The following is a 19,984-nucleotide window of genomic DNA, read 5'->3' on the forward strand; positions in this document are numbered from 1 at the left end:
AGGCGCCCCCACCGGGATGCCCCGCCGATGCATGAGGAGAGTCCGATGAAGTACCTGGTCATGATCTACGGCAATCAGGCCGACTACGAGTCGATGAACGGCAAGGCCAGCCCTGGGCACCCGGCCTGGACGCAGGCGGAGCTGGGCGCCATGTTCCAGTACATGGAGACCCTCAACAAGGAGCTCATCGAGTCCGGCGAGATGGTCGACGGCCAAGGACTGTCGGAGCCCCGGCAGGCGGTCGTGATCACCTCGGGCGCCGACGGGGCGCCGGTCGTCTCGGACGGCCCGTTCGGCGAGACCAAGGAGGTGCTCGCCGGCTACTGGGTACTGGACTGCGCCGGCATCGAGCGGGTCACCGAGATCGCCAAGCGCGTGCACGCCTGCCCGGTGCCCGAGGGAGCGGCCCCGAGCGACGTGGTGATCCGGCCGATCATGGAAGCGCCCACTGGAGCGTGAGTTCGCCCGACGCGACGGAGGACCTGCTGCGCGACAACGCGCCGCAGGTCCTCGGCGCACTCGTCCGCCGGTACGGCCATTTCGACGCGGCGGAGGACGCCGTACAGGAGGCGCTGCTCGCGGCGGCGCAGCAGTGGTCCGGGGAAGGCGTGCCGGACAATCCGCGCGGCTGGCTGATCCGGGTGGCATCGCGCCGGCTGACCGACCAGCTGCGCAGCGAGGAGGCGCGGCGGCGCCGCGAGGAGACCGCGGCGGCGCTCACACCGTGCGACGACCTCCATGCTCCGCCCCTCGACGCATCCCGCGTCGCGTCCGAGGACGACACCCTCCTCCTGCTCTTCCTGTGCTGTCATCCGGCGCTGAGCAGACCGTCCCAGATCGCGCTGACGCTGCGTGCCGTCGGAGGCCTGACCACGGCGGAGATCGCCCGTGCCTTCCTGGTCCCGGAAACCACCATGGGCCAGCGGATCAGCCGTGCCAAGAAGACCGTCAAGGACGCCGGCGGACGCTTCCGGCCACCGGAGCCCACCGATCTGCCGCACCGTATGAGCGCCGTGCTCCAGGTCCTCTACCTGATCTACAACGAGGGCCACACCGCCACCTCCGGCACGTCGCTCCATCGCGCCGAGCTCTCCGCCGAGGCGATCCGGCTGACGCGCACGGTGCACCGTCTGCTGCCGAAGGACGGCGAAGTGACCGGCCTGCTCGCACTGATGCTGCTCACCGACGCCCGCCGGGCGGCCCGTACCGGACCGGGCGGCGAACTCGTCCCGCTGACGGAACAGGACCGCGGCCGCTGGAACCACGAGGCCATCGACGAGGGCGTCGCACTCGTGTCCCAGGCCCTCACCACCACCGCCCTCGGCCCGTACCAGTTGCAGGCAGCCATCGCCGCGGTCCACGACGAGGCGCCCACCGCCGAGGACACCGACTGGCCACAGATCCTGGCGCTGTACGACCTCCTGGCACGCCTGGCGCCCGGCCCGGTGGTCGAGCTCAACCGCGTCGTCGCCGTGGCCATGGTGCACGGCCCGCGGGCGGGCCTGGACCGACTGGCCGAGCTGGAGTCGGAGGGCACCCTGTCCGGCACCCACCGGATGGAGGCCGTCCGGGCACACCTCCTGGAACGGGCCGGGGACGTCGAAGGCGCCCGGGCCGCGTATCAGGCGGCGGCCTCGGCCACGCTCAGTGTGCCCGAGCGCCGCTACCTGCAGCTGCGGACGGCCGGGCTGGGACCGGACGCGGGCACGCGTCCCGATGCCTGATCGGTCCGTCGCCCCTACCGTTGTCACATGGCGGTGATCAACGGCTGGAGACGGGGAGGACGAGCCCGGGTTCGAGCGGCGAACTTCGCGGCCGTGGCCGTGCTGCTCGTGCTCTCCGTGGTGGCCGCCTCCATCGAGCCGCACCAGCGCCTGTTCTCGTTACGGTGGTCCGCCGTCGTACTGGCGACCGTGGGCTGCGGGGCGTTGCTGTGGCGGCGACGTCACCCGGTCGGCGTACTGGTCGTCACCGTGTGCTGCGGGGCGCTCTTCCAAAGTCTGGGTTTCCGGGACAGCCCCCTGGTGGTGAGCCCGGTGCTGGTGTCCGTCTACAACATGGCCGTGCGGACCGACCGGCGCAGTGCCTGGCTGTCGGCCGCCGCGGCGGCCGCCGTGCTGGTGGGGACCGACACGATGTTCGCCTCCAGCGCGTGGCTCGAGCCCGACAAGGTGGCCATGCTGGCCTGGACGGCACTGCCCGCCGCCATCGGGGACGGAGTGCGCTCCCGCCGCGCCTATGTCGCTGCGGTCGAGGAGCGTGCGGAGCACGCGGAGCGCACCCGTGAGCAGGAGGCCCGGCAGCGGGTGGCGGCCGAACGGGTCCGCATCGCCCGCGAGCTGCACGACATCGTCACCCACCACATCGCCCTGATCAACGCACGGGCAGGCGTGGCCGTCCACCTCGTGGAGCAGCGGCCGGAACAGATCCTGAGGGCCCTGGAGGACATCCGGGACACCAGCCGTTCCGTGCTCGACGAGCTGAGGGTGACGGTGGGCCTGCTACGGCAGTCCGGCGATCCCGTGGCGCCGCGCGGCCCCATGCCGGGGCTGGCCGAGGTTCCGGCTCTGCTGGCGTCGTTCGAACGCGCGGGGCTCGCGGTGAGCCAGGTCCGGTCCGGGACGGCGGAGCCGCTCGAACCGGCTGTCGACCTGGTCGCGTACCGCATCGTCCAGGAGTCCCTGACCAATGTGCACAAGCACGCCGGGGCGGGCCGTGCGAGGCTCTTCCTGCACTACCACCGTGAACGGCTGACCATCGCCATCGAGGACGACGGGGCCGCCGGTCCCACGCAGGTCTACGCGGGCCCCGGGCACGGGCTGATCGGCATGCGGGAGCGGGCGGCCACGGTGGGCGGAAGGCTGTACGCGGGTCCGCGCCCCGAGGGCGGGTTCAGCGTGACGGCGGAACTGCCGTTGCGGGCAGGCCAGGCACGGGACCGGAGAGAGGACCATGACGATTCGCGTACTGCTTGCCGATGACCAAGCCCTGCTGCGGGGCACGTTCAGGATGCTGTTCGACGCCACGGAGGACATGGAGACCGTGGGGGAGGCGTCCAACGGCCACGAGGCAGTGGAACTGGCCGTGGCGGAGCGCCCGGACGTCGTCCTGATGGACATCCGCATGCCCGAGATGGACGGCCTGGAGGCGACCCGGCTCATCAGCGAGTCCGAGGGCCTCGACAGTGTGAAAGTGCTCGTTCTGACCACGTTCGAGGAGGACGAGCACGTCGCGGAGGCGCTGCGCGCGGGTGCGAGCGGGTTTCTCGGCAAGGGGGCGAGCCCCGAGGAGCTCCTCGACGCGGTCCGTACGGTCGCGGCCGGTGAGGCACTGCTGTCTCCCTCGGCGACGCGAGCGCTGATCACCCGCTTCCTCGCGCAGCCGCAGTCCTCCCCGGCAGCCGTGCACGAACGGCTGGAGTGTCTGACACCCCGCGAGAGCGATGTCACGAGACTCGTCGCGCAGGGCCTCTCCAACGAGGAGATCGCCCAGCACTTGTTCGTGAGCCCGCTGACGGCCAAGACCCACGTGAACCGGGCCATGACGAAACTGGCGGCCCGGGACCGGGCCCAGCTCGTGGTGATCGCCTATCAGTGCGGACTGGTCAGTCCGGTGCCCGGCTCGGTGCAGACGCCGGTCGATGCCTGACCGCGGCCGCGGGCCCGTCGTGGTGCCCGCACTTCTGCCGCGGTGGTAGACCGGCCGGACGCCTACTACGGCAGCGGTAGGGAGAAGTCGCTGCGCGGGGACGACGCGGAGCACACGGTCCATGAGCCAAGGTGGAACCCTGAACGGAGGTTTCACCATGAACCAGGCCCACTGCAGGAACAGGAACCACAGCGGCACGCCCACCAACAGGCGTCTGTCCCCCTCCGGACCCTCCGGATTCATGACCGGGGCCCGCGTCTGCGGCATCGCTCCGCGAGCGGGCGCACTGGCCGAGCGCACGTCCTGCGAGGCCCGGCGCCAGGACCACGTCGCCGCCGCACCGGCAGCGCCCCACCTGGCCCTGCTCCGCGACGTCCTCGCCCACGGCGGTCAGGACGACCCGCCCGTCCACGTGCCACCGCGTCGGCGCAGCCCGGAGCGTACGGCTCTCGCGGGCGAGCTCACGCTGGCCGAATGGGTCAGCAGGACGCAGCGCGTCGGGCGCTGACCGCGGGAGCCCCCGCTCCGCAGCGGCCACGGGACGCGTACGCCGCGATCGTCACGTCGCGGCCGGCACCTGGCCACCGTCCCGTTCCCGGCCGGGCTCCGCGCTCTCGACCAGCACCGTCCCGACGGTGCGCGTGGTCGGTGCCGATGCCGAGTTCCGGGCCGGTCCGGAGGGCGGGTCACTAGAGTGACGGCGGGTTCCGCGACCGCCGCGGTTCCGCCGAGGGGGTGCGAGCTCCGTGCTTCAAGTGGACTTCGGTGGCGGGGCCTTGGGCCGAGTGCGGGTCGCCCGCGGGGCGGACCCGCTCTGGGAGGCGGCACTGAGCCTGCAACTCCTGCAGAACCGGCAGGAGTCGCTGGCCTACGACACATGGCGGCGCGAGGTGCGGGGAGCCCTGCACCGCACGGGACTCGCCGACGACGTCCGGGCGTTGATGCCGTTGTGCCCGCCCACGGGGTACTTCCCCGACTTCCTCACTCCGGGCCGCGGTGACACAGGTCTGGAGGAGAGCGTCGACCGCGTGCTGTCGACACCGAGACGCAGGCTGGCCGCCGAACTGACGCGCCTGTGCCGGGATCTGCGCGGACCCCTGCCGCGCAGTGTGCGCTGGGTGGCCACCGGCGACGTCGGTGCCCTGCACTGGCTCGGCACCACACTGCGTCGCTATCACGCCGTCGCGGTGGCCCCGTACGCGGCGGCGATCAGGGCGCGGGTCGCCGACGATCGCGCCCGGCGGGCCGAGGCGGCGCTGGGCGGCGGCGCCGAGGGACTGCTGGCGAGCTACGCCGAGTTACCCGGGTGGCACCTGCGCGGAACACGGCTCACCACCCCCTACCCGGAGGTCCGGTCGCTTCAACTCGGCGGCAGGCCCCTCACGTTGGTCCCGAGCTTCTTCTGTGTGCGGACACCGCTGGCCCTGGTGGACGAGGCGCTGCCCCCGGTGCTGGTGCATCCGCTGCATCCGGATCCCGGCTGGCTGCCCCGGTCGCGCGCGGGAGCGGCGACGCTGTCGGTGGCCCATCTGATCGGCGCCTCCCGGGCCCAGTTGCTCGATCTGCTCCGGACGCCGATGACGACGACCGAGGTGGCCGTGGCGCTTCGGCTCGCGCCGTCGACGGCGAGCCGTCACGCGGCGGTGCTGCGCGAGGCGGGACTTGTCTCGACCCGCCGCGAGGGGAATCGGGTGCTGCACCACCGGACGCCGTTGGGACGGGCCCTGCTGGAGGGGGCGGCCCCTGACACGTCGGCCGCCCCCGGTTGACCGGCAGTTCTGCGCGAGGTGTCGTCAGCAGGTGGGGACGCCGGGGAGCCAGGCGTCGCTGACGTCGATGAAGATGTTGGAGATGTAGCCGCCGTAGTCCGGCAGGTAGGACCAGGCGTCGTTGCTGTAGCCCTGGTAGTTGACGAGCTGGCCGTGGACCTGGCACCTGACGCGTACGGTCGTGGGTCCGGAGAGCGTGGCCACGCGCGTCGAGGCGGTGGTCGCCTGCTGCCGGATGCTGACGTCCGTACCCCAGGTCGGGAAGGACTTGGTGTCGCCGCCACCGTCGGTCCACAAGTAGGTGACGGTCACCCAGCCGTTGTCGTTGAGACCGATGTTGTAGAAGGTCCCGTCGGCCAGATCGATGCCGGCCGGGTTGGCGACCTGTCGGCCGAACTCGTCGCGACCCCCGTTGTAGCCGTTCTGGTAGGCGGCCTGGGCCTCGGGCAGGCCCCGCGCGAGATCCTTCCACTGCTCGCGCTGCGCGGACGTGTTCCAGTAGTCGTCGTGCGTGTTCCAGGGGCCGACGTCCCACACCGGCGCGGTCTCGCAGCGGACCGGGCCGCACACCTGCACCGAGTACTGGCCGCTGCCGTTGGGCGACAGGGCGCGGCGCGAGGGGAGGGCCACGAAGTGGTCGTTGCTGCGTATGACATGGCCGTTGGCGGTGGTCCCGCCGACCAGACCCTCGCGCGTGGCGTACACGCGGGACGAGAAGGCCGCGGCCGCGGCCGCGGGCTGCGCCGGCTGCGACGACGCCGTGCCGGCGCTGTCCGCCGACAGGGTCAGGCCGCGTACGGTCGGTGTGGCGCCGGCCTTGCCCGTCCACAGGGTCAGCCGGGCCTGCACGTCGTCGACCGCCCGCGGCAGCCGGGCCGGCGCGTCGGCGGCCACTTCCCGCCACTCCGTCCAGGTGCCGTCGGCGGTGCGGCCCCGCACGTCGACCACCATGCCGGCCCCGCTCGGCACGGCCGCGTCGACGTCCGCGGTGATCCGGTCCACCGGCCGGTCCAGGTGGTGCTCGTCCAGCACGGCGGACGCGTAGCCGCCGTGCCGTTCCAGCGACGCCGGACCGAGCGAACGGTCCTCCACGCGCAGCGCGTTGGCGCTGCGGAGCACATTGACGTCGTCGGTGCCGGGCCGTGACAGGTCCGGGTGCCACGACACGGCGGACGACGCGGCGGGTGCGGTGGCGGCTTCCGCGGCGGGCGCGGTTCCCGACCCGGTGGCGAGGGCGAGCAGGCACGCGGCGCCGCTCAGTGTGCGGACGGGAAGCGATCTGCGGCGCGCGGCGGGGCCCTCGTGCCGCGGGTGAGAGGTCAGCATGTGAATACTCCCGGGAGCCAGGCGTCGTCGATGTCGATGAAGATGTCGGAGATGCAGCCGCCGAGGTCGGGCAGGGAGGACCAGACGTCGTTGCCGTAGCCCTGGTAGTCGACGAGCCGGCCGTGGACCTGGCACTTGACGCGTACGGTCGTGGGTCCGGGGAGCGTGGCCACGCGGGTCGAGGCGGTGGTCGGCTGCTGACGGACACTCACATCGCTGCCCCACGTGGGGAAGGGTGTGGTGCCGCTGTCGCCCTCGCCGGGGACCAGGTTCATGTGGTACGCCCGGTCCCCGTGCGGACCGGGGTCGGTGTGGCCGTCGAGGTGGATCTCCGCGTAGCCGACGGCGACGAGCAGAACGCGGGGTACGTCGTACGCGGCCGCCGCTCGTGCGAACGCCCCATTGGCGGAGGTGTCGTGCGAGGGCGAGGGCGAGGGCGAGGGCGAGGGCGAGGGCGAGGGCGAGGGCGAGGGAGCGGGAGCGGGAGCGGCGGTGGCCGACTGCCCGGTCGTGGTCAGGACGGCGGCCGGGCCCAGGCCGAACAGCGCGCGCGTGCGTCTGACACGTGGTGGGGAGGACATGTGGGGTGCCCTGTCTCCGACGCCCGAGTCGGATGAAGTGCCGTGCTTGGGGGCGAACTCGGCCGTCGCCGCGCGGGCGCCGGAGCACACGGTCGCAGGCCGGGGGAGGAGCGGGCGGATCGGGGCGAGGGCCCGACCCATGAGCTGGGGCAGGCCGGAGCCCGGCCGGCCGGATCGCGTGCCTCGGCGCGCAGGTACGCCCACGCCTCTCGTCCGCTCCGCCTGCCGAACGCCAACCAGCCCTGATCGCACGGGTGTTGGCCTTGTCCCGGCTGCATGATGGACGGCTGGACTTGTCGTGTGCAAGACATTGCATGGTGAGCGAAAGACCCGGCCGGTGCCTTGTCCTGAGTGCCGAACCGCTCCTACCTTGTGCCGCGATCCGCCGTCCGTCCGGACATCGAGCCCCCTCCGCTCTCCCCCCACTCGAAGGAGCGACTCGCGCATGCCCCTCAGACGCCTGTGGACCGCGGCCGTCACCACCTTCCTGGCCCTGGCCGGACTCCTGCTCGGGCCGGTCCACCCGGCCGGCGCCGCGACCGGTGGAACGGCCCTGGCGGCGCCCGACTTCAAGGCCCCCTATCCCTGCGGCCAGAAGTGGACCTACAGCCATCACTCGGGAGAGGTCCGCCGCGCCCTGGACTTCGTCCGCGCCGACGGCGGCACCACGAACGGCACACCCGTCCTCGCCTCGGCCACCGGCACCGCGTACCGCCACTACGAAGCGAACGGCGCGGGCAACTACCTGTCCGTCGAACACGGCGGCGGCTGGCGCACCTACTACTTCCACCTGTCGGCGTTCTCCGTCGCGGACGGCGCCCACGTCGAACAGGGCCAGCAGATCGGCACGACCGGGAGCACCGGCAACTCCACCGGCCCGCACATCCACTACGAGCAGCTCTACAACGGAGTCGGCCAGGACATCCGCATCAACGGCGCCGCGCTCGCCTACCCCGGAAGCTACAACCAGTACTTCCTCACCAGCGACAACGGGTGCGGCGGCGCCGGCACACCCTTCATGACCTGGGGCAGCGGCGTGCGCGTGCGCAGCGACGCCCATCTGAGCTCGCCGGTGGTCACCACCCTCGCCGGGCCCACCAGCGTCCGCGTCCTGTGCCAGAAGCAGGGCGACACGGTCAACGCCGAGGGCTACACCAACAATTGGTGGAGCAAGCTGCGCGACCAGAACGGCTTCATCAGCAACATCTACATCGACAACCCGGCGGCCCAGCTCCCCGGAGTGCCCCTCTGCTGAGCATCGCACGGCGGCGGCGGGCCCGTGGGCCCGCCGCCCGGCGGTTCGCGTGTGCTCAGGCGCCGCCCCGCTCGCGGGGGATCTTCAGACCGGCCTCGATCGGCACCGGCAGCCGGTTCTCCGCCGGCGGCAGCGGGCAGGTCGCCAGGTCCGTGTAGGCGCACGGAAGGTTCGCCGCGCGGTTGAAGTCCAGCACGACCGTCCCGTCCGCGGCGGGCGGCCCGACGCCGAGGACGCGATTGGCGGCGTACGTGGTGACCCCGGAGGTCGCGTCGGTGAACAGCACCGACAGGCTGCCCGGAGCGTGACCGGGGAAGGCGGTCAGGGACAGGGAACGGCCGTCCAGTTCGAACTCGATCCGGCCCGGCGCGTCGTACACGTGCTCCAGTCCCTCGACCGCGCCGCCCACCCGGGTCGGCAGCGGCTCGTCGAACGCGACGTAGCGGCCCGTCAACGCCCAGCGCGGATCCGGTGCGTAGGCGGGCGTCCCGGCGAAGGCGGTCCGCAGCGGTGCGTCGGGGTGCCGGGGACGCACGATGTCGTTTCCGCCGCGCTCGGCCACTTCGATCACGGCCTTCCCCCACACGGCGTCGACGCCACCGCGTTCGGGGAGCTCACCGAAGTGGTGCTCCCCGCGCACCGGGGTTCCCCCCACGACCAGTTCCTCGCCCTCGTCGAGGGCCACGGTGACGCCGTCGGAGCCCGTCCGCCACGTGCCCGGGGCGTCCGGGAAGCGCTGCGGGCGGTCGTCGAGCCAGTACAGTCCGGTGATCGCGAGGAATCCGTGCGGGTCGGCGAGCCGCTCTTCCTGTGTCCGGTACCAGTGCAGCCAGTCCTCGGTGAAGGCCTGGAGATCCGCCGAGGGCACCTGAGTGGTCATCAATACTCCTTCGTCGCACGGGGATCGGCCCCGCAATGGTGTACGTGTCTTGTGCCTGGGGAATCGCCGGCGGCGTACCGCCGTCCGTCCGGCCCGCCGGGGCATCCGGTACGGGTGTTCCCTCACCCGGCCAGTTCGCCGAGGAGTGCCCAGGTGCGTTTCCGGTTCGCCTCTCCGGCGAACTCCGAGCCCGAGAACACCACCTCCGTGGCCCCGGCGTCCCGGTGGCGCCGTACCTCGTCCGTGACGGCCTTCTCGTCACCGATCACGGCCACGTCGGAGGCCCGTCGGCCGCCGGAGAGGGTGAGCAGTTCACCGTGGAAGTCGGCCGTACCGGTCTGCGTCAACTGGCTCAGGGCGATGAGGAATTCACGCAGGCGCGCGACGGGCCGTTCGAAGGGCGGCCCGAAACCACCCTCGGTCAGGAGCTTGGTGCCCAGGGCGAGACCGAGGTGGTAGCGGCCGTGCGTGGCCCCCTGGGCGGTCTGGGCCTGGCTGGAGACGAGCAGGGGATGCCGGCCGAAGACGGGGATCGCGGAGGTGCCCACATGGAGTCCGGGGGCCTCGCACCCGACGACGGCGGCGAGTTGAGGTGAGTCCGCGCCGAGGGTCTGCCCGAACCAGGCCGACCGGAGGCCGGCCGCCGCGGCCTCCTCGGCCAGCCGCACGCAGGCGTCGACCTGGGTCTCCGCGCCGGATGCGTTGAGCGCTACTCCTACAGTCATGCCAGTGAAAACCGTCCACGTCCGAACCGGCATTCCGGTCCGTGTGTGACAGCTTCTTGTCAGTCGTGTGTACGCGGACGGCTCTCCGAAGGCTCCTCCGGACGGCTCTGCGGACACCGCTGACGCCGGACTCGCCCGGGACGTCGCCCCTGAGCTCGTTCGGCGCCGTCGGCGGACCACGCCGAGTCGGCCGGTGTCCGAGGCCGACTCCACGAGCTCCGGCCACGGCGGTCCGCGGTCAGATGCCGGGGTCGAACTCGGTGACCATGGCCTTGGCGCGGGCGAGTTGCTCGTCGGGCAGCGGACAGGAGCGTCGCGTCGCCCTGTCGAGGTGGACGCCGGTCAGCACGGTGATCGCCAGGGTGTCGCCCGTCGTCGCGTTCTCCATCCGGTGACAGAAGCGGATCACCTTGCTGCGGGCCTCCAACAGCGCGGAGCGGACGACCACCACATCTCCGGCGAGGGCCTCCTGCCGGTAGGAGATGCGCTGGTCCACCGCGACCATGCCGCGCTCCTGCTCTCGCAGGTAGTCGGGCGTGATGCCCATGCGGGCGAAGAGGGACCAGGTGGCCTCGTCGAACTTCCCGACGTACCACATGACGTTCATGTGTCCCATGTGGTCGCAGTGCCACGGGTACACCGTGCCTTGATACGTCACTTCCATGTCGGTGGCCACCGTGCTCGTCCCTTCGTGCGGTACGCGTCGCTGCCGCGGCGAGCCCGGTGCCCTCCGGGCGGGGCGGCGGAGCCGGGCCGCCAGGCCAGGTTAGTCAACGTTAACTGAAAGGGGTTGTGTGACCTGCGACACGGTCTGCGGCCGGTGCGACGTAGCAATGCCGGGCCGCCGTGCGCCGTGCGTCGTCACGCAGGGCCCGCACGGTGCGGACAGCCGTAGGCCGGGTGTTGACCAAGCTTCACGGTGTTGTTTAGCTGGCACCCCGAGTGGCTGATCCACCGGTGATCGGACGGGCCTCAGCGGCCGGAGAGGGCGGGAACCGTGGTCGGCCAGGTCAGCGATGCCGAGGCGTTCTTCGAACAGGTGGCGGAGGAGCGTTTCGTACCCACCGCGTACACCCGGGGACCCTGGGACGAGCACTCCCAGCACGCCGGGCCGCCCGCCGCTCTCCTGGGCCGCGCCGTGCAGGTGCGCCCCGGCGCTCGTGAGGACATGCGTCTTGCCCGCATCACCTTCGAGATCCCTCGCCCGGTGCCGCTGCGCCCGCTGTCCGTGACCACCCGCGTGATCAAGGAGGGCCGCAGCGTGGAGTTCGTCGAGGCCGCGCTGACGGCCGAGTCGGGCGACGAGGTGATGCGGGCGAGGGCGCTGCGCATCCGGACCGACCCCGGTTCCGTACCGGCGACGGACGAGGTCGCTGCCGTACCGTCGCCCGACGAGTCACGCTCGGAGCCGTTCTTTCCCGTGCCGTGGGACGTCGGCTATCACACGGGGATGGAATGCCGCTTCGCGGCGGGCGCCTTCCTCGAGCCCGGACCGGCCACGTGCTGGATGCGGATGCGGGTTCCCTTGGTGGCGGGGGAGAAGACTCTGCCGTCGGACCGGGTACTCGTGGCGGCCGACTCGGGCAACGGGCTGAGCAACGTCCTGGACTTCGGTACGCATGTGTTCATCAACCCCGATCTGACCGTGCACCTGCACCGGTATCCCCTGGGCGAGTGGGTGTGCCTCGACGCACGTACCGAGATCGACGCCGACGGAATCGGGATGGCCGAGGCCGCGCTGCATGACACCCGCGGTGCGATCGGCCGCAGTGTGCAGAGCCTGTTCGTGAGCGGTCGGGGCTGACCCTTCGGCCCCTGGCCTCGCCGGTGGTGACGGCCAGGTCGGCCAGAAGGGAGGCCCGTCGGAGCGTCTCCGGCGGGCCCCACCCTGGTCGGTTCTTCGCGGTCAGGCGCGGTAGTTCTGGTAGTAGCCGCCGACCTGCTCGTGGTAGCCGGCGTCGCCGACGTGCTTGTCCTTGTCGAACTCGGGGGAGTCCTTGATCTGCTCCTTCGTGAGGTCGACATAGATCTTGCGCTCGGCCCGGTCGACCGTCCTCACGGTGCCGGCGGGCAGCAGGACGTGCTTGCCGAAGATCCATACGCCGGTGTCGACGACGAGGTACGAGGAGTTGACGTCGTCCGAGTGCTTGTCGACCTTTCCGATACTGCCGTCGGTGGCCTCGACCTTGTATCCGATCAGGTCGGTGCCGGGGACGTGGCCGGTGGTCGGCTGGTAGCCCCAGATGTTGTCACTCATAAAACGGCTCCCTCATCGAAATTCTTCGCTCCGCCGCAGTCGGGCCGCGGAGTCGTCATGGACGTCATCGAATTCGGTGACGTTTTCTCGGGCGGGCGAGTGCCCCTCGATTCGCACCTCACACCGTCGTGTCGCGAAGAATATGGATGGCCGAAAGACGGGTGGGCCCCGACGCCTCGGCGTCGGGGCCCACCCGTCCCGGTGAACGCCGCTCCGGCCCGCCTACCAGCGGTACCAGCGACCCCGCTTGCCGCCACTGCCCGCAGGACGGACCACGAAGCCGAGGAGCCACACGATCAGCACGACGACAGCGATCCACCACAGGGCTTTGAGCGCGAAACCGGCACCGAAAAGGATCAGGGCAAGCAGAAGAACGAGAAGAACAGGAACCATTGTTATCAACCTCCGAGCCCACGTGTGCCCTGCGGAAAGCTCTCCACTCCTGCGGATCTCATGGATTTCGACGGAGTCCGGCACGGCGAAAGTCGCCGCGTGTCAGATTCCCGGTTTGAAGATGCCGAAAAGGGTGACGGGGTCGCAGAGAGGCCCCCGCGTTTCGGCCGGGACGGCCGAATCACCCCGGTCCTGTCGCCGTGAACACCGGTCGTTCTGAACGCAGTTGGGTGGTCGGGACGTATCCCGACCCGGTCGGTCCCGGGGCAGCCGAGTGCGAAGGTCGGTGTGAGGTGGGTTGCCACGGCCAGGTCACGCGCAACCGGCAACCTCACGGACGCGTCGCAGAACACATGGAACGCGAATGGCTCTTCTCTCTCATCCCGCTGACGATCGGCGTGCTCTTCCTCGGCTTCGGCGTGTACGGACTCCGCCGTGCCGGCATGCTGCGTCGTATGGGGGTCACCGTGGAGGGCCGGATCGTCCGCCACGATGTCAGGCGGAACGACGAAGGCGGCACGTTCTACCACCCGGTCGCGGCCTGGACGACCGGCGACGGCCGCGAGTGCGCGTACTCGTCCCGGCTCGGCCGCGGGTCCGTCCGGGCCGGCTTCGGCGTGGGGGCCGTCGTCATGGTCCGATACGACCCGACCGATCCCCGCCGTTTCGCGATCCAGGGCTGGGACACAGCAGCGGTCGACCTGGTGTTCACCGTGCTGGGATCGGTGTTCACCGCGGGCACGTCGGTGGTGCTGCTCGTCCGGCTGCTCACTCTCTGATCGCAACGCCACGGTACGACCCTCTCCGGGATACTGCCGAGGTGCTGTTGACGTGGATCGCTGAGGTCGCGGACGAGCCGCTGGTGCTGGAGCCGGCCGACCGTCTGCCGTCCGGCGGTGTTCCGCGCAACAAACCTGCGGATCAAGGCGTCCGGCGTGCCGTCGTGCTCAGATCCGACACGAGCCGCTTGGCGAGCCGTTCGGAGGACGCGGGGTTCTGCCCGGTGTACAGGTTCCGGTCGACGACCACGAACGGGAACAGCGGAAGACGTGCCTTGACGTAATCCGCTCCGCCCTCGCGCAGACGGTCCTCCAGCAGCCACGGAGCCTTGCGGCCGAAGCTGTTGAGCTTCTCCTCGGTGTTGGACAGGCCCGTCATCCGGTAGCCGGCGAACGGCCACGAGCCGTCGGCGTCCCTGGCCGCCAGCGCGGCGGCCGGCGCATGGCACAGCAGGGCCAGCGGCTTGCCGGAGCGCAGTACCCGGCTGAGCAGGGCGCCGGAGACCGGGTCGACCGCCAGATCCTCCATCGGGCCGTGTCCACCGGGGTAGAACACCACGTCGAACTCGTCAGGATCGGTCTTCGCCAGCTCCCGGGGGCTGTTGAGCTCGCTCCGGATCGCGTCCAGGTACCGGGAGACCTCCCGCAGCTTGGAGGGCAGACCGGCCGTACGGGACATGCTCAGCCGGTCCAGTGTCGGCGCCCTGCCGCCCGGAGTGGCGATCGTGATCTCCCACCCCGCCTCGGTGAAGATCTTGTGCGGCATCGCCAGTTCCTCACCCCAGAACCCTGAGGGGTGGGCGGTTCCGTCGTTCAGCGTCCAGCGATCTGCCGCGGACACGACGAAGAGGGCCTTGGTCATTTCCATCTCTTCCTTCTGCGGTGACGGTTCCGGCACCTGGCTCATGGGCTCGACGCCACATCTGCGCCTCAGCGAACGCCGGCGGCCTTGAGAGCCTTCAGCGCGGTGGACAGGAGGGCAGCCCAGGTCTCCGGCGAGACGCGCGCCGGCGGGGTGAACCCTTGGACGCGCTGGTGTGCGACGGTCTGCGGTTCCGTGTACTTGAGGATGCCGTCGGCGCCGTGACGACGGCCGAGTCCCGAGTCGCCCATGCCGCCCATCGGCGCGTCGATGCTTCCCCAGGCGGCTGCGAAGGCCTCGTTGACGTTGACGGTGCCGGCGTGCAGACGGGCGGCGACGGCTCGTCCCCGGGCTCCGTTGCGGGACCAGACGCTGCCGTTGAGGCCGTACGGCGTGGCGTTGGCCCGGGCGATCGCCTCGTCGACGTCGCGGAAGGGGTAGATCGACACGACGGGGCCGAACGTCTCCTGCTCGCACAGCGTCATGTCGGGGGTGACGTCGGCGAGAACGGTCGGTTCGTAGAACAGCGGCCCCAGGTCGGGCCGGGCCCTGCCGCCCGCGAGGACGGTCGCGCCCTTGGCGACCGCGTCGTCGACGTGTGCGGTGACGGTCTCCAGTTGGGAGGGGTTGGTGAGGCAGCCGACGTCTTTGCTGTAGTCGTACGAGGCACCGATCTTGAGGTGCTTCGTACGGGCGACGAACGCGGCGACGAACCGGTCGTGGACGGCCTCGTCGACGTACAGGCGCTCGACGGAGACGCAGAGCTGGCCGGTCGAGGGGAAGCACGCGGCGACGGCACCGTCGGCGGCCTTCTCGATGTCGGCGTCGTCGAGGACGAGCATGGCGTTCTTGCCGCCGAGTTCGAGGGACGCGCCGATGAGGCGTTCGCCGGCGTCGCGGGCGATCTTGCGCCCGCTGGCGGTGGAGCCGGTGAACATCATGTAGTCGGCGTTGTCCATCAGCGCGCCGCCGATGGAGCTGCCCCTGCCGACCACCATCTGCCACACACCGGCGGGGAGACCGGCCTCGTGCATCAGATCGAGTGCCCACAACGCGGTGAGCGCGGTCTGGGTGTCGGGCTTCTGCACGACCGCGTTGCCGGCCATCAGTGCCGGAATGGCGTCCCCGGCGGCCATGCTCAGCGGGTAGTTCCAGGGCGAGACGATCGCGACGACGCCCTTGGGATGGCGCAGCTCGGTGGTGTGGGTCAGCAGCGGGATCGCGCCGCGACGCCGCTTGGGCTCCAGGAACCCGGCGGCGCTGCGCGCGTAGTACCGGGAAGTGATGGCGGTGTCGGTCACTTCGAGGAACGCGTCGCGGCGTGTCTTCCCGCTCTCGGCCTGCATCAGATCCAGGACCTCGTCCTTGCGGGCGAGCACCAGGTCGTGGAAGCGCAGCATGATCTTCTTGCGCCGGCCCAGCGATGTCGCGGCCCAGGCCTTCTGGGCGATGCGGGCGCGTGCGAAGGCGTCCTCGACGTCCCCGGGTGTCGAGACCGGCAGGTCGGCCAGCGGGGCGCCGGTGTACGGGGCGTTGGTGGTGACGCGGGCCGCGTCCGCCGCGGCCACGACTCGCGCTGCCAGCCGCCCGATCCGGGCCGAGGTCAGGGAGGCGGGCAGGACGGAGCCGCGGGCGGAGGCGGACGGGACGGCGTGGTCGGTGGCCATGGCAGGGCTCCTCAGATCCGGCTCTGTACGGAGGTCGGGACCGGCATGTGCAGGGCGAGTTGGCCTTCGGTCACCACGTCGAACTGAAGGGTCCTGATCGGGTTGAGGGACCGCAGGTCGTCGGCCATGCGGCCCTCTCCGACCTGAAGGGCGATGCCGCGCGCCGAACGCGTCGTCCCGGCCGACAGCATGTTGGTCTGGCTCAGCGTCGAGTGCCACGCGCCGTCGATCGATGTGTACGAAGTGAGGCTCGAGACACGCTTCCCGCTCGGGTAGGCGGTCTGGGCGGGTGTGGTGGCCAGCAGCGACAGGTCGGTCCCGCCGGCGTCGTTGGCCACGTGTGCGGTCGTCCGGGCGGCGTCGATGTCGACGTCGAGCGCGGTGACCCACTTGGGGAATCCGTAGCCGTCATGGCCGCGGACCTGGGCGATCTCGGTGCTCACGGGCAGGGACAGCACGTAGGAGTCGAGGTGTTCGTTCTTGAGACCGGCGACGAGGTCGAAGAAGCCGAGCCGGCCGTGCCGTGCCGGCTTCACGGCGATCCCGACGGCGGCTTCGGTGTAGAAGTCGATGTCGCACACGTCGTAGCGGAAGAACATGACCGAGATGAGCCCGAGGCCCGGCGCGACCTCCAGTGGCGCCAGTTCCCCGGGCAGGCGGGAACGGATCGCGCGGGAACGGGCGAGCATCGTGATCCGGGCGGTCGAGATGCGGTAGTAGAAGTTCGGGGTGAGGGTGGCACCGATCGGAGAGTCGACCTTGGTCTTGGGCAGTCGGCGGAAGAAGTCCACACCGCTGACGCGAGGGTTGCGGGCGACTTCGTCGAGGTCGGTGTCCATCCGGTACCGGTCGTACAGGCCGCCCTTCGGGACGGTGACCGTACGGCCGCCCAGGTCGACCTCTGCTGTGTCCTGCTGGGGCGTTGGCATGGGCGTAGCTCCCGTGGATCATATGTGAGCAGTGCTTACATTGAGGCAAGCCTAGGCCCCGATGTAAGCACCGTCAACAAGGGGTGGGTGTCATCCGTCGACGAGCTCGACGGATCTGTTCGGTCGAGAGTGGCGACGAGACCGCTTCGGCAGGGGTGCCCGTCAGGGGCGAAGGCGGTGCCGCTGTCCGGGCCGGCGCTGCGGCCGGGGTGCGGGCGCCGGCCGGGGTGCGGGCTACGCGGGCCGGCTCGCCGCGGCGGTGTCTCCCGAGGTGGGCAGCCAGGCCCGGTAGCGGCGCAGGGCCCGTCGCTGATGGCGCTGCTCGGAGACCAGGGCGAACGCCGGGTGGGTGCCGGGCCTGGGGTCGCCGCCGCGGGCAATGCGGCGCATCTGGTGGCGGACCTGGGCCATGCTCGCGGCCGAGGCGAGGGCCTTGTCGGACCATGTCACGGGCCGCATCTGCCGATCGGCCTCGCGGTCCTGGCGCCAGCGGTTCGGCAGGTCCGGGGTGACGGCCAGGGCGGTGCCCATCCCCACGAGTGCCACTCCGCTGTCGAGCACCTTCTCGGCGGTCTCGCGCCGGGTGATGCCGCCGGTGAGCATGAGCGGAAGCGGGCTGCTCCTGACCAGGTCCTTCGCCAGATCCAGGAAATAGGCCTCGCGGGCCTGGGTGCGTGAGTCGGCGCGACGGCCGGTCATCGCGGGGCTCTCGTAGCTGCCGCCGGACAGTTCGACCAGGTCGACGCCGAGCGGTTCGAGCATGCCGATGACCTGCCGTGCGTCGTCGGCGTCGAACCCGCCGCGCTGGAAGTCGGCGGAGTTGAGCTTCACCGCGACGGCGAAGGACGGTGAGACGGCGGCGCGGACGGCGCGGACGACGTCCAGCAGCATCCGGGCCCGGTTCTCCAGCGGCCCGCCCCACGCGTCGGTGCGCTGATTGACCAGCGGTGACAGGAACTGGGACAGCAGGTAGCCGTGCGCGGCGTGGACCTCCACACCGTCGAAGCCGGCCTTCTCGGCGCGGTGGGCCGTGACCGCGAAGCGGGTGACGGTGGCCTCGATCTGCTCGGGGGTCATGGCGACGGGACGGCCGAAGCGGCTGCTGTGCTTGCCCAGGTCGACGCCCACCGCGGACGGGCCCCACACGACGCCGGGCATGTCGGCCTGGATCTGGCGTCCGGGGTGGTTGATCTGCATCCACATCGCCGCGCCTCCGGCCTTGCCGGCCCTGGCCCAGTCGGTGAACGGCTTCAGCGGCGCGGCGTGGTCGAGCACCACTCCGGCGGGGCCGGTCAGCGCCTCGGCGTGCACCATGACGTTGCCGGTGATCAGCAGTCCGGTGCCGCCGGCGGTCCAGCGCCGGTAGAGCCCGGTCAGCTGCCGGTCGGGCACCTGGCCGTCGCCGGCCAGGTTCTCCTCCATGGCCGCCTTCGCAATCCGGTTCCCCAGCACCTGCCCGGAGCGCAGGGGCAGCGGCGAGAACAGCTCGCGGGTCATCCGAGTTCCCCTCTCCCTCTCGATCGCATACAATGTGTACGCCGCTCACATTAGCCGAACGATGTGAGCGCTGCAAACATGAGGGAGTGTGACCTATGCCGCAAGCGGGTGCGTACCATCACGGCGACCTGCGAGCCGCCTGCCTGCGTGCCGCTCGGGAGCTGCTGGAGGAGGACGGCAGTGCCGGGCTGTCCCTGCGGGCGGTCGCGCGGCGGGCCGGAGTGTCGGCGACCGCCCCCTACCGCCACTACCCGGACCGGGACGCGCTCGTCTCCGCGGTCGCGGCGCAGGGCTATCGCGAACTCGCCGTGCAACTGGCCGCCGTGCACCCCTCGCCGACGACCCCCGACGACCTCGCCGCGGTCGCGGTCGCCTACGTCCGGTTCGCGCTCGAGCACCCGGCGCTGTTCCGGGTGATGTTCGCCGAGCCCTGCGACCCGACCAACGAGGACCGGGTCGCCGCGACCGCCGCCATCTCGGAATACGTCCGCGGGATCGTCCGGGGCGCCTTCCCGGGAGCCGACCCGGACGTGCTGTCGACCACCGTGTGGGCCCTCGTCCACGGACTCGCGTTCCTGCACCTCGACGGCAAGCTCGATTCCTCCACCCCGGAGGTGGTCGCCGACCAGGTGGGCGCCGCGGTCCACGCACTGTTCACCGTGTCCCCGGCGGCTTCGCGGACGCCGTCCGCCGAGCCGGCGAAGGCCTAGGAAGCCGCAGGGGGACGGTCCGGCGGGCGGCCGACGGCGGACCGGCTCAGCGGTACGTCAGCAGGGGGCGCCGGTCGCCGGCGAAGTGGGCGTGGTCGTTGAAGGTGAGGAGACTGGTGCCGGATCCGCCGACCGCGAGGGTGGTGACGGAGGCGTTGACGGTCACGCGGTTGAGGGCGACGACTCCCTCGGGCGGCACGGACAACAGGCTGCCGACGAGCGCGGCGAGGAGGCCGCCCGAGGTGACGACCACCGCGTCGCGGCCCCGGCCGAGCGCGGCGGACACCTCGTCCAGGGCGGCCGCGGCGCCCTCGGCGAAGGCGGCCCAGCCCTGGTCGCCGGCCGCCGCGGGGTCCGCCATCCATGCCAGCAGTGCGTGATCGAGCAACTCCTGCACGGAGTGGGCGTCCTGGGGTGACGGCGCGTAGCGGGCCAGCAGGGCGACATGGTCGAACTCGTTCCAGCGCGGGTCGTTGCGCACCGGCTCCTTGAACCCGGCTGCCTCCGCGAGGAGTTGCGCCGTGTCGCGCTGGCGGGTGAGGGTGCCCGACACGAGGTGCGGATCGCGCAGGCCGCGGCGGGCGAGCTCTTGGCCGACGGCGGCTGCCTGGGTGCGCCCGAGGTCGGACAGGACGTCGTAGTCCTCGGCGGCGAAGGACGCCTGACCGTGGCGGACGAGACAGATGAGCGGCATGGCGGTACTCCC

The 19,984-nt window shown here is 71.2% G+C and carries 22 protein-coding genes; 10 read left to right on the top strand and 12 right to left on the bottom strand.

The features are described 5' to 3' along the window. Nucleotides 1-45: 45 nt before the first annotated feature. The 6 genes from ACSYGO_RS42385 to ACSYGO_RS42410 all read left to right on the top strand — a co-directional run bounded on the left by ACSYGO_RS42385 (nt 46) and on the right by ACSYGO_RS42410 (nt 5,417). The gene (locus ACSYGO_RS42385; RefSeq protein ID WP_426675298.1) at nt 46-459 is read left to right on the top strand and encodes a YciI family protein; all 414 of its coding nucleotides are present in this window, start codon (nt 46-48) and stop codon (nt 457-459) included. After that, entirely contained in the window at nt 456-1,724 is a 1,269-nt protein-coding gene (locus ACSYGO_RS42390; protein WP_460389986.1) for an RNA polymerase sigma factor, read from the top strand. The genes ACSYGO_RS42385 and ACSYGO_RS42390 overlap by 4 nt, the downstream gene beginning before the upstream one ends. A 27-nt stretch (nt 1,725-1,751) precedes the next feature. Beyond that, nucleotides 1,752-2,981, top strand: a complete 1,230-nt coding sequence (locus ACSYGO_RS42395) for a sensor histidine kinase (protein ID WP_426675296.1) — start codon at nt 1,752-1,754, stop codon at nt 2,979-2,981. Then, nucleotides 2,953-3,648 (top strand): response regulator, encoded by a 696-nt coding sequence (locus ACSYGO_RS42400; RefSeq protein WP_426675295.1) that lies wholly within the window; start codon nt 2,953-2,955, stop codon nt 3,646-3,648. The genes ACSYGO_RS42395 and ACSYGO_RS42400 overlap by 29 nt, the downstream gene beginning before the upstream one ends. A gap of 157 nt (nt 3,649-3,805) precedes the next feature. After that, entirely contained in the window at nt 3,806-4,156 is a 351-nt protein-coding gene (locus ACSYGO_RS42405) for a hypothetical protein (protein ID WP_460389987.1), read from the top strand. A 238-nt stretch (nt 4,157-4,394) separates the two neighbouring features. Continuing rightward, nucleotides 4,395-5,417, top strand: coding sequence for an ArsR/SmtB family transcription factor (locus ACSYGO_RS42410; protein WP_435223119.1), 1,023 nt, complete (start codon nt 4,395-4,397; stop codon nt 5,415-5,417). A 24-nt stretch (nt 5,418-5,441) separates the two neighbouring features. On the opposite strand, the gene ACSYGO_RS42415 is transcribed toward ACSYGO_RS42410, so the two are convergent. Further along, the gene (locus ACSYGO_RS42415; RefSeq protein ID WP_460389988.1) at nt 5,442-6,743 is read right to left on the bottom strand and encodes a hypothetical protein; all 1,302 of its coding nucleotides are present in this window, start codon (nt 6,741-6,743) and stop codon (nt 5,442-5,444) included. After that, nucleotides 6,737-7,324, bottom strand: a complete 588-nt coding sequence (locus ACSYGO_RS42420; RefSeq protein WP_460389989.1) for a hypothetical protein — start codon at nt 7,322-7,324, stop codon at nt 6,737-6,739. Before ACSYGO_RS42420 ends, ACSYGO_RS42415 begins: the two co-directional genes overlap by 7 nt. Before the next feature lie 445 nt (nt 7,325-7,769). On the opposite strand from ACSYGO_RS42420, the gene ACSYGO_RS42425 reads away from it, so the two are divergent. Continuing rightward, on the top strand, nt 7,770-8,579 hold the full coding sequence (locus ACSYGO_RS42425) for a peptidoglycan DD-metalloendopeptidase family protein (RefSeq protein WP_426675290.1): 810 nt from the start codon (nt 7,770-7,772) through the stop codon (nt 8,577-8,579). A 55-nt stretch (nt 8,580-8,634) separates the two neighbouring features. On the opposite strand, the gene ACSYGO_RS42430 is transcribed toward ACSYGO_RS42425, so the two are convergent. The 3 genes from ACSYGO_RS42430 to ACSYGO_RS42440 all read right to left on the bottom strand — a co-directional run bounded on the left by ACSYGO_RS42430 (nt 8,635) and on the right by ACSYGO_RS42440 (nt 10,860). Continuing rightward, nucleotides 8,635-9,459 carry a DUF1684 domain-containing protein gene (locus tag ACSYGO_RS42430; protein ID WP_460389990.1) on the bottom strand — a complete coding sequence of 275 codons (825 nt, stop codon included), beginning with the start codon at nt 9,457-9,459 and terminating at the stop codon, nt 8,635-8,637. Nucleotides 9,460-9,581: 122 nt separating this feature from the next. Then, complete coding sequence (locus ACSYGO_RS42435) at nt 9,582-10,184, bottom strand: LLM class flavin-dependent oxidoreductase (RefSeq protein WP_426675288.1); 603 nt, start codon at nt 10,182-10,184, stop codon at nt 9,582-9,584. 238 nt (nt 10,185-10,422) lie between these two features. Then, complete coding sequence (locus ACSYGO_RS42440) at nt 10,423-10,860, bottom strand: acyl-CoA thioesterase (protein WP_426675287.1); 438 nt, start codon at nt 10,858-10,860, stop codon at nt 10,423-10,425. Nucleotides 10,861-11,181: 321 nt separating this feature from the next. On the opposite strand from ACSYGO_RS42440, the gene ACSYGO_RS42445 reads away from it, so the two are divergent. Beyond that, nucleotides 11,182-11,988, top strand: coding sequence for a thioesterase family protein (locus ACSYGO_RS42445; protein WP_460389991.1), 807 nt, complete (start codon nt 11,182-11,184; stop codon nt 11,986-11,988). Between the two features lie 102 nt (nt 11,989-12,090). Here the strand turns inward: ACSYGO_RS42445 and ACSYGO_RS42450 are convergent, their stop codons facing one another. Both ACSYGO_RS42450 and ACSYGO_RS42455 read right to left on the bottom strand, forming a co-directional pair. Next, on the bottom strand, nt 12,091-12,441 hold the full coding sequence (locus tag ACSYGO_RS42450; protein ID WP_426675285.1) for a PRC-barrel domain-containing protein: 351 nt from the start codon (nt 12,439-12,441) through the stop codon (nt 12,091-12,093). A 222-nt stretch (nt 12,442-12,663) separates the two neighbouring features. Next, entirely contained in the window at nt 12,664-12,834 is a 171-nt protein-coding gene (locus ACSYGO_RS42455) for a hydrophobic protein (RefSeq protein WP_432176755.1), read from the bottom strand. A 353-nt stretch (nt 12,835-13,187) separates the two neighbouring features. On the opposite strand from ACSYGO_RS42455, the gene ACSYGO_RS42460 reads away from it, so the two are divergent. After that, nucleotides 13,188-13,613 carry a DUF3592 domain-containing protein gene (locus ACSYGO_RS42460; protein ID WP_432176756.1) on the top strand — a complete coding sequence of 142 codons (426 nt, stop codon included), beginning with the start codon at nt 13,188-13,190 and terminating at the stop codon, nt 13,611-13,613. A gap of 142 nt (nt 13,614-13,755) precedes the next feature. On the opposite strand, the gene ACSYGO_RS42465 is transcribed toward ACSYGO_RS42460, so the two are convergent. The 4 genes from ACSYGO_RS42465 to ACSYGO_RS42480 form a co-directional block, all read right to left on the bottom strand. After that, the gene (locus ACSYGO_RS42465; protein ID WP_460389992.1) at nt 13,756-14,475 is read right to left on the bottom strand and encodes a type 1 glutamine amidotransferase domain-containing protein; all 720 of its coding nucleotides are present in this window, start codon (nt 14,473-14,475) and stop codon (nt 13,756-13,758) included. A 68-nt stretch (nt 14,476-14,543) separates the two neighbouring features. Further along, complete coding sequence (locus ACSYGO_RS42470; RefSeq protein WP_460389993.1) at nt 14,544-16,142, bottom strand: succinic semialdehyde dehydrogenase; 1,599 nt, start codon at nt 16,140-16,142, stop codon at nt 14,544-14,546. A gap of 11 nt (nt 16,143-16,153) precedes the next feature. Continuing rightward, on the bottom strand, nt 16,154-17,071 hold the full coding sequence (locus tag ACSYGO_RS42475) for an acetoacetate decarboxylase family protein (protein WP_460389994.1): 918 nt from the start codon (nt 17,069-17,071) through the stop codon (nt 16,154-16,156). Between the two features lie 234 nt (nt 17,072-17,305). Further along, nucleotides 17,306-18,568: an NADH:flavin oxidoreductase/NADH oxidase family protein gene (locus ACSYGO_RS42480; RefSeq protein ID WP_432176760.1), complete on the bottom strand. Its 1,263-nt coding sequence runs from the start codon at nt 18,566-18,568 to the stop codon at nt 17,306-17,308. Nucleotides 18,569-18,663: 95 nt separating this feature from the next. Here ACSYGO_RS42480 and ACSYGO_RS42485 point away from each other — a divergent pair, with 95 nt between their 5' ends. Then, nucleotides 18,664-19,278, top strand: a complete 615-nt coding sequence (locus tag ACSYGO_RS42485; RefSeq protein WP_435223132.1) for a TetR/AcrR family transcriptional regulator — start codon at nt 18,664-18,666, stop codon at nt 19,276-19,278. Nucleotides 19,279-19,324: 46 nt separating this feature from the next. Here the strand turns inward: ACSYGO_RS42485 and ACSYGO_RS42490 are convergent, their stop codons facing one another. Next, entirely contained in the window at nt 19,325-19,972 is a 648-nt protein-coding gene (locus tag ACSYGO_RS42490; protein WP_460389995.1) for a histidine phosphatase family protein, read from the bottom strand. Between the last annotated feature and the right edge of the window lie 12 nt (nt 19,973-19,984).

It is taken from the genome of Streptomyces krungchingensis, from assembly GCF_054729265.1.

What these genes read in the sequence shown, in the direction of transcription:
- ACSYGO_RS42385 (WP_426675298.1), top strand. Translation starts at nt 46, where the DNA reads ATGAAGTACCTGGTCATGATCTACGGCAATCAGGCCGACTACGAGTCG.
- ACSYGO_RS42395 (WP_426675296.1), top strand. Translation starts at nt 1,752, where the DNA reads ATGGCGGTGATCAACGGCTGGAGACGGGGAGGACGAGCCCGGGTTCGA.
- ACSYGO_RS42400 (WP_426675295.1), top strand. Translation starts at nt 2,953, where the DNA reads ATGACGATTCGCGTACTGCTTGCCGATGACCAAGCCCTGCTGCGGGGC.
- ACSYGO_RS42405 (WP_460389987.1), top strand. Translation starts at nt 3,806, where the DNA reads ATGAACCAGGCCCACTGCAGGAACAGGAACCACAGCGGCACGCCCACC.
- ACSYGO_RS42415 (WP_460389988.1), bottom strand. Translation starts at nt 6,743, where the DNA reads ATGCTGACCTCTCACCCGCGGCACGAGGGCCCCGCCGCGCGCCGCAGA.
- ACSYGO_RS42420 (WP_460389989.1), bottom strand. Translation starts at nt 7,324, where the DNA reads ATGTCCTCCCCACCACGTGTCAGACGCACGCGCGCGCTGTTCGGCCTG.
- ACSYGO_RS42425 (WP_426675290.1), top strand. Translation starts at nt 7,770, where the DNA reads ATGCCCCTCAGACGCCTGTGGACCGCGGCCGTCACCACCTTCCTGGCC.
- ACSYGO_RS42430 (WP_460389990.1), bottom strand. Translation starts at nt 9,459, where the DNA reads ATGACCACTCAGGTGCCCTCGGCGGATCTCCAGGCCTTCACCGAGGAC.
- ACSYGO_RS42435 (WP_426675288.1), bottom strand. Translation starts at nt 10,184, where the DNA reads ATGACTGTAGGAGTAGCGCTCAACGCATCCGGCGCGGAGACCCAGGTC.
- ACSYGO_RS42450 (WP_426675285.1), bottom strand. Translation starts at nt 12,441, where the DNA reads ATGAGTGACAACATCTGGGGCTACCAGCCGACCACCGGCCACGTCCCC.
- ACSYGO_RS42455 (WP_432176755.1), bottom strand. Translation starts at nt 12,834, where the DNA reads ATGGTTCCTGTTCTTCTCGTTCTTCTGCTTGCCCTGATCCTTTTCGGT.
- ACSYGO_RS42460 (WP_432176756.1), top strand. Translation starts at nt 13,188, where the DNA reads ATGGAACGCGAATGGCTCTTCTCTCTCATCCCGCTGACGATCGGCGTG.
- ACSYGO_RS42465 (WP_460389992.1), bottom strand. Translation starts at nt 14,475, where the DNA reads ATGACCAAGGCCCTCTTCGTCGTGTCCGCGGCAGATCGCTGGACGCTG.
- ACSYGO_RS42470 (WP_460389993.1), bottom strand. Translation starts at nt 16,142, where the DNA reads ATGGCCACCGACCACGCCGTCCCGTCCGCCTCCGCCCGCGGCTCCGTC.
- ACSYGO_RS42475 (WP_460389994.1), bottom strand. Translation starts at nt 17,071, where the DNA reads ATGCCAACGCCCCAGCAGGACACAGCAGAGGTCGACCTGGGCGGCCGT.
- ACSYGO_RS42480 (WP_432176760.1), bottom strand. Translation starts at nt 18,568, where the DNA reads ATGACCCGCGAGCTGTTCTCGCCGCTGCCCCTGCGCTCCGGGCAGGTG.
- ACSYGO_RS42485 (WP_435223132.1), top strand. Translation starts at nt 18,664, where the DNA reads ATGCCGCAAGCGGGTGCGTACCATCACGGCGACCTGCGAGCCGCCTGC.
- ACSYGO_RS42490 (WP_460389995.1), bottom strand. Translation starts at nt 19,972, where the DNA reads ATGCCGCTCATCTGTCTCGTCCGCCACGGTCAGGCGTCCTTCGCCGCC.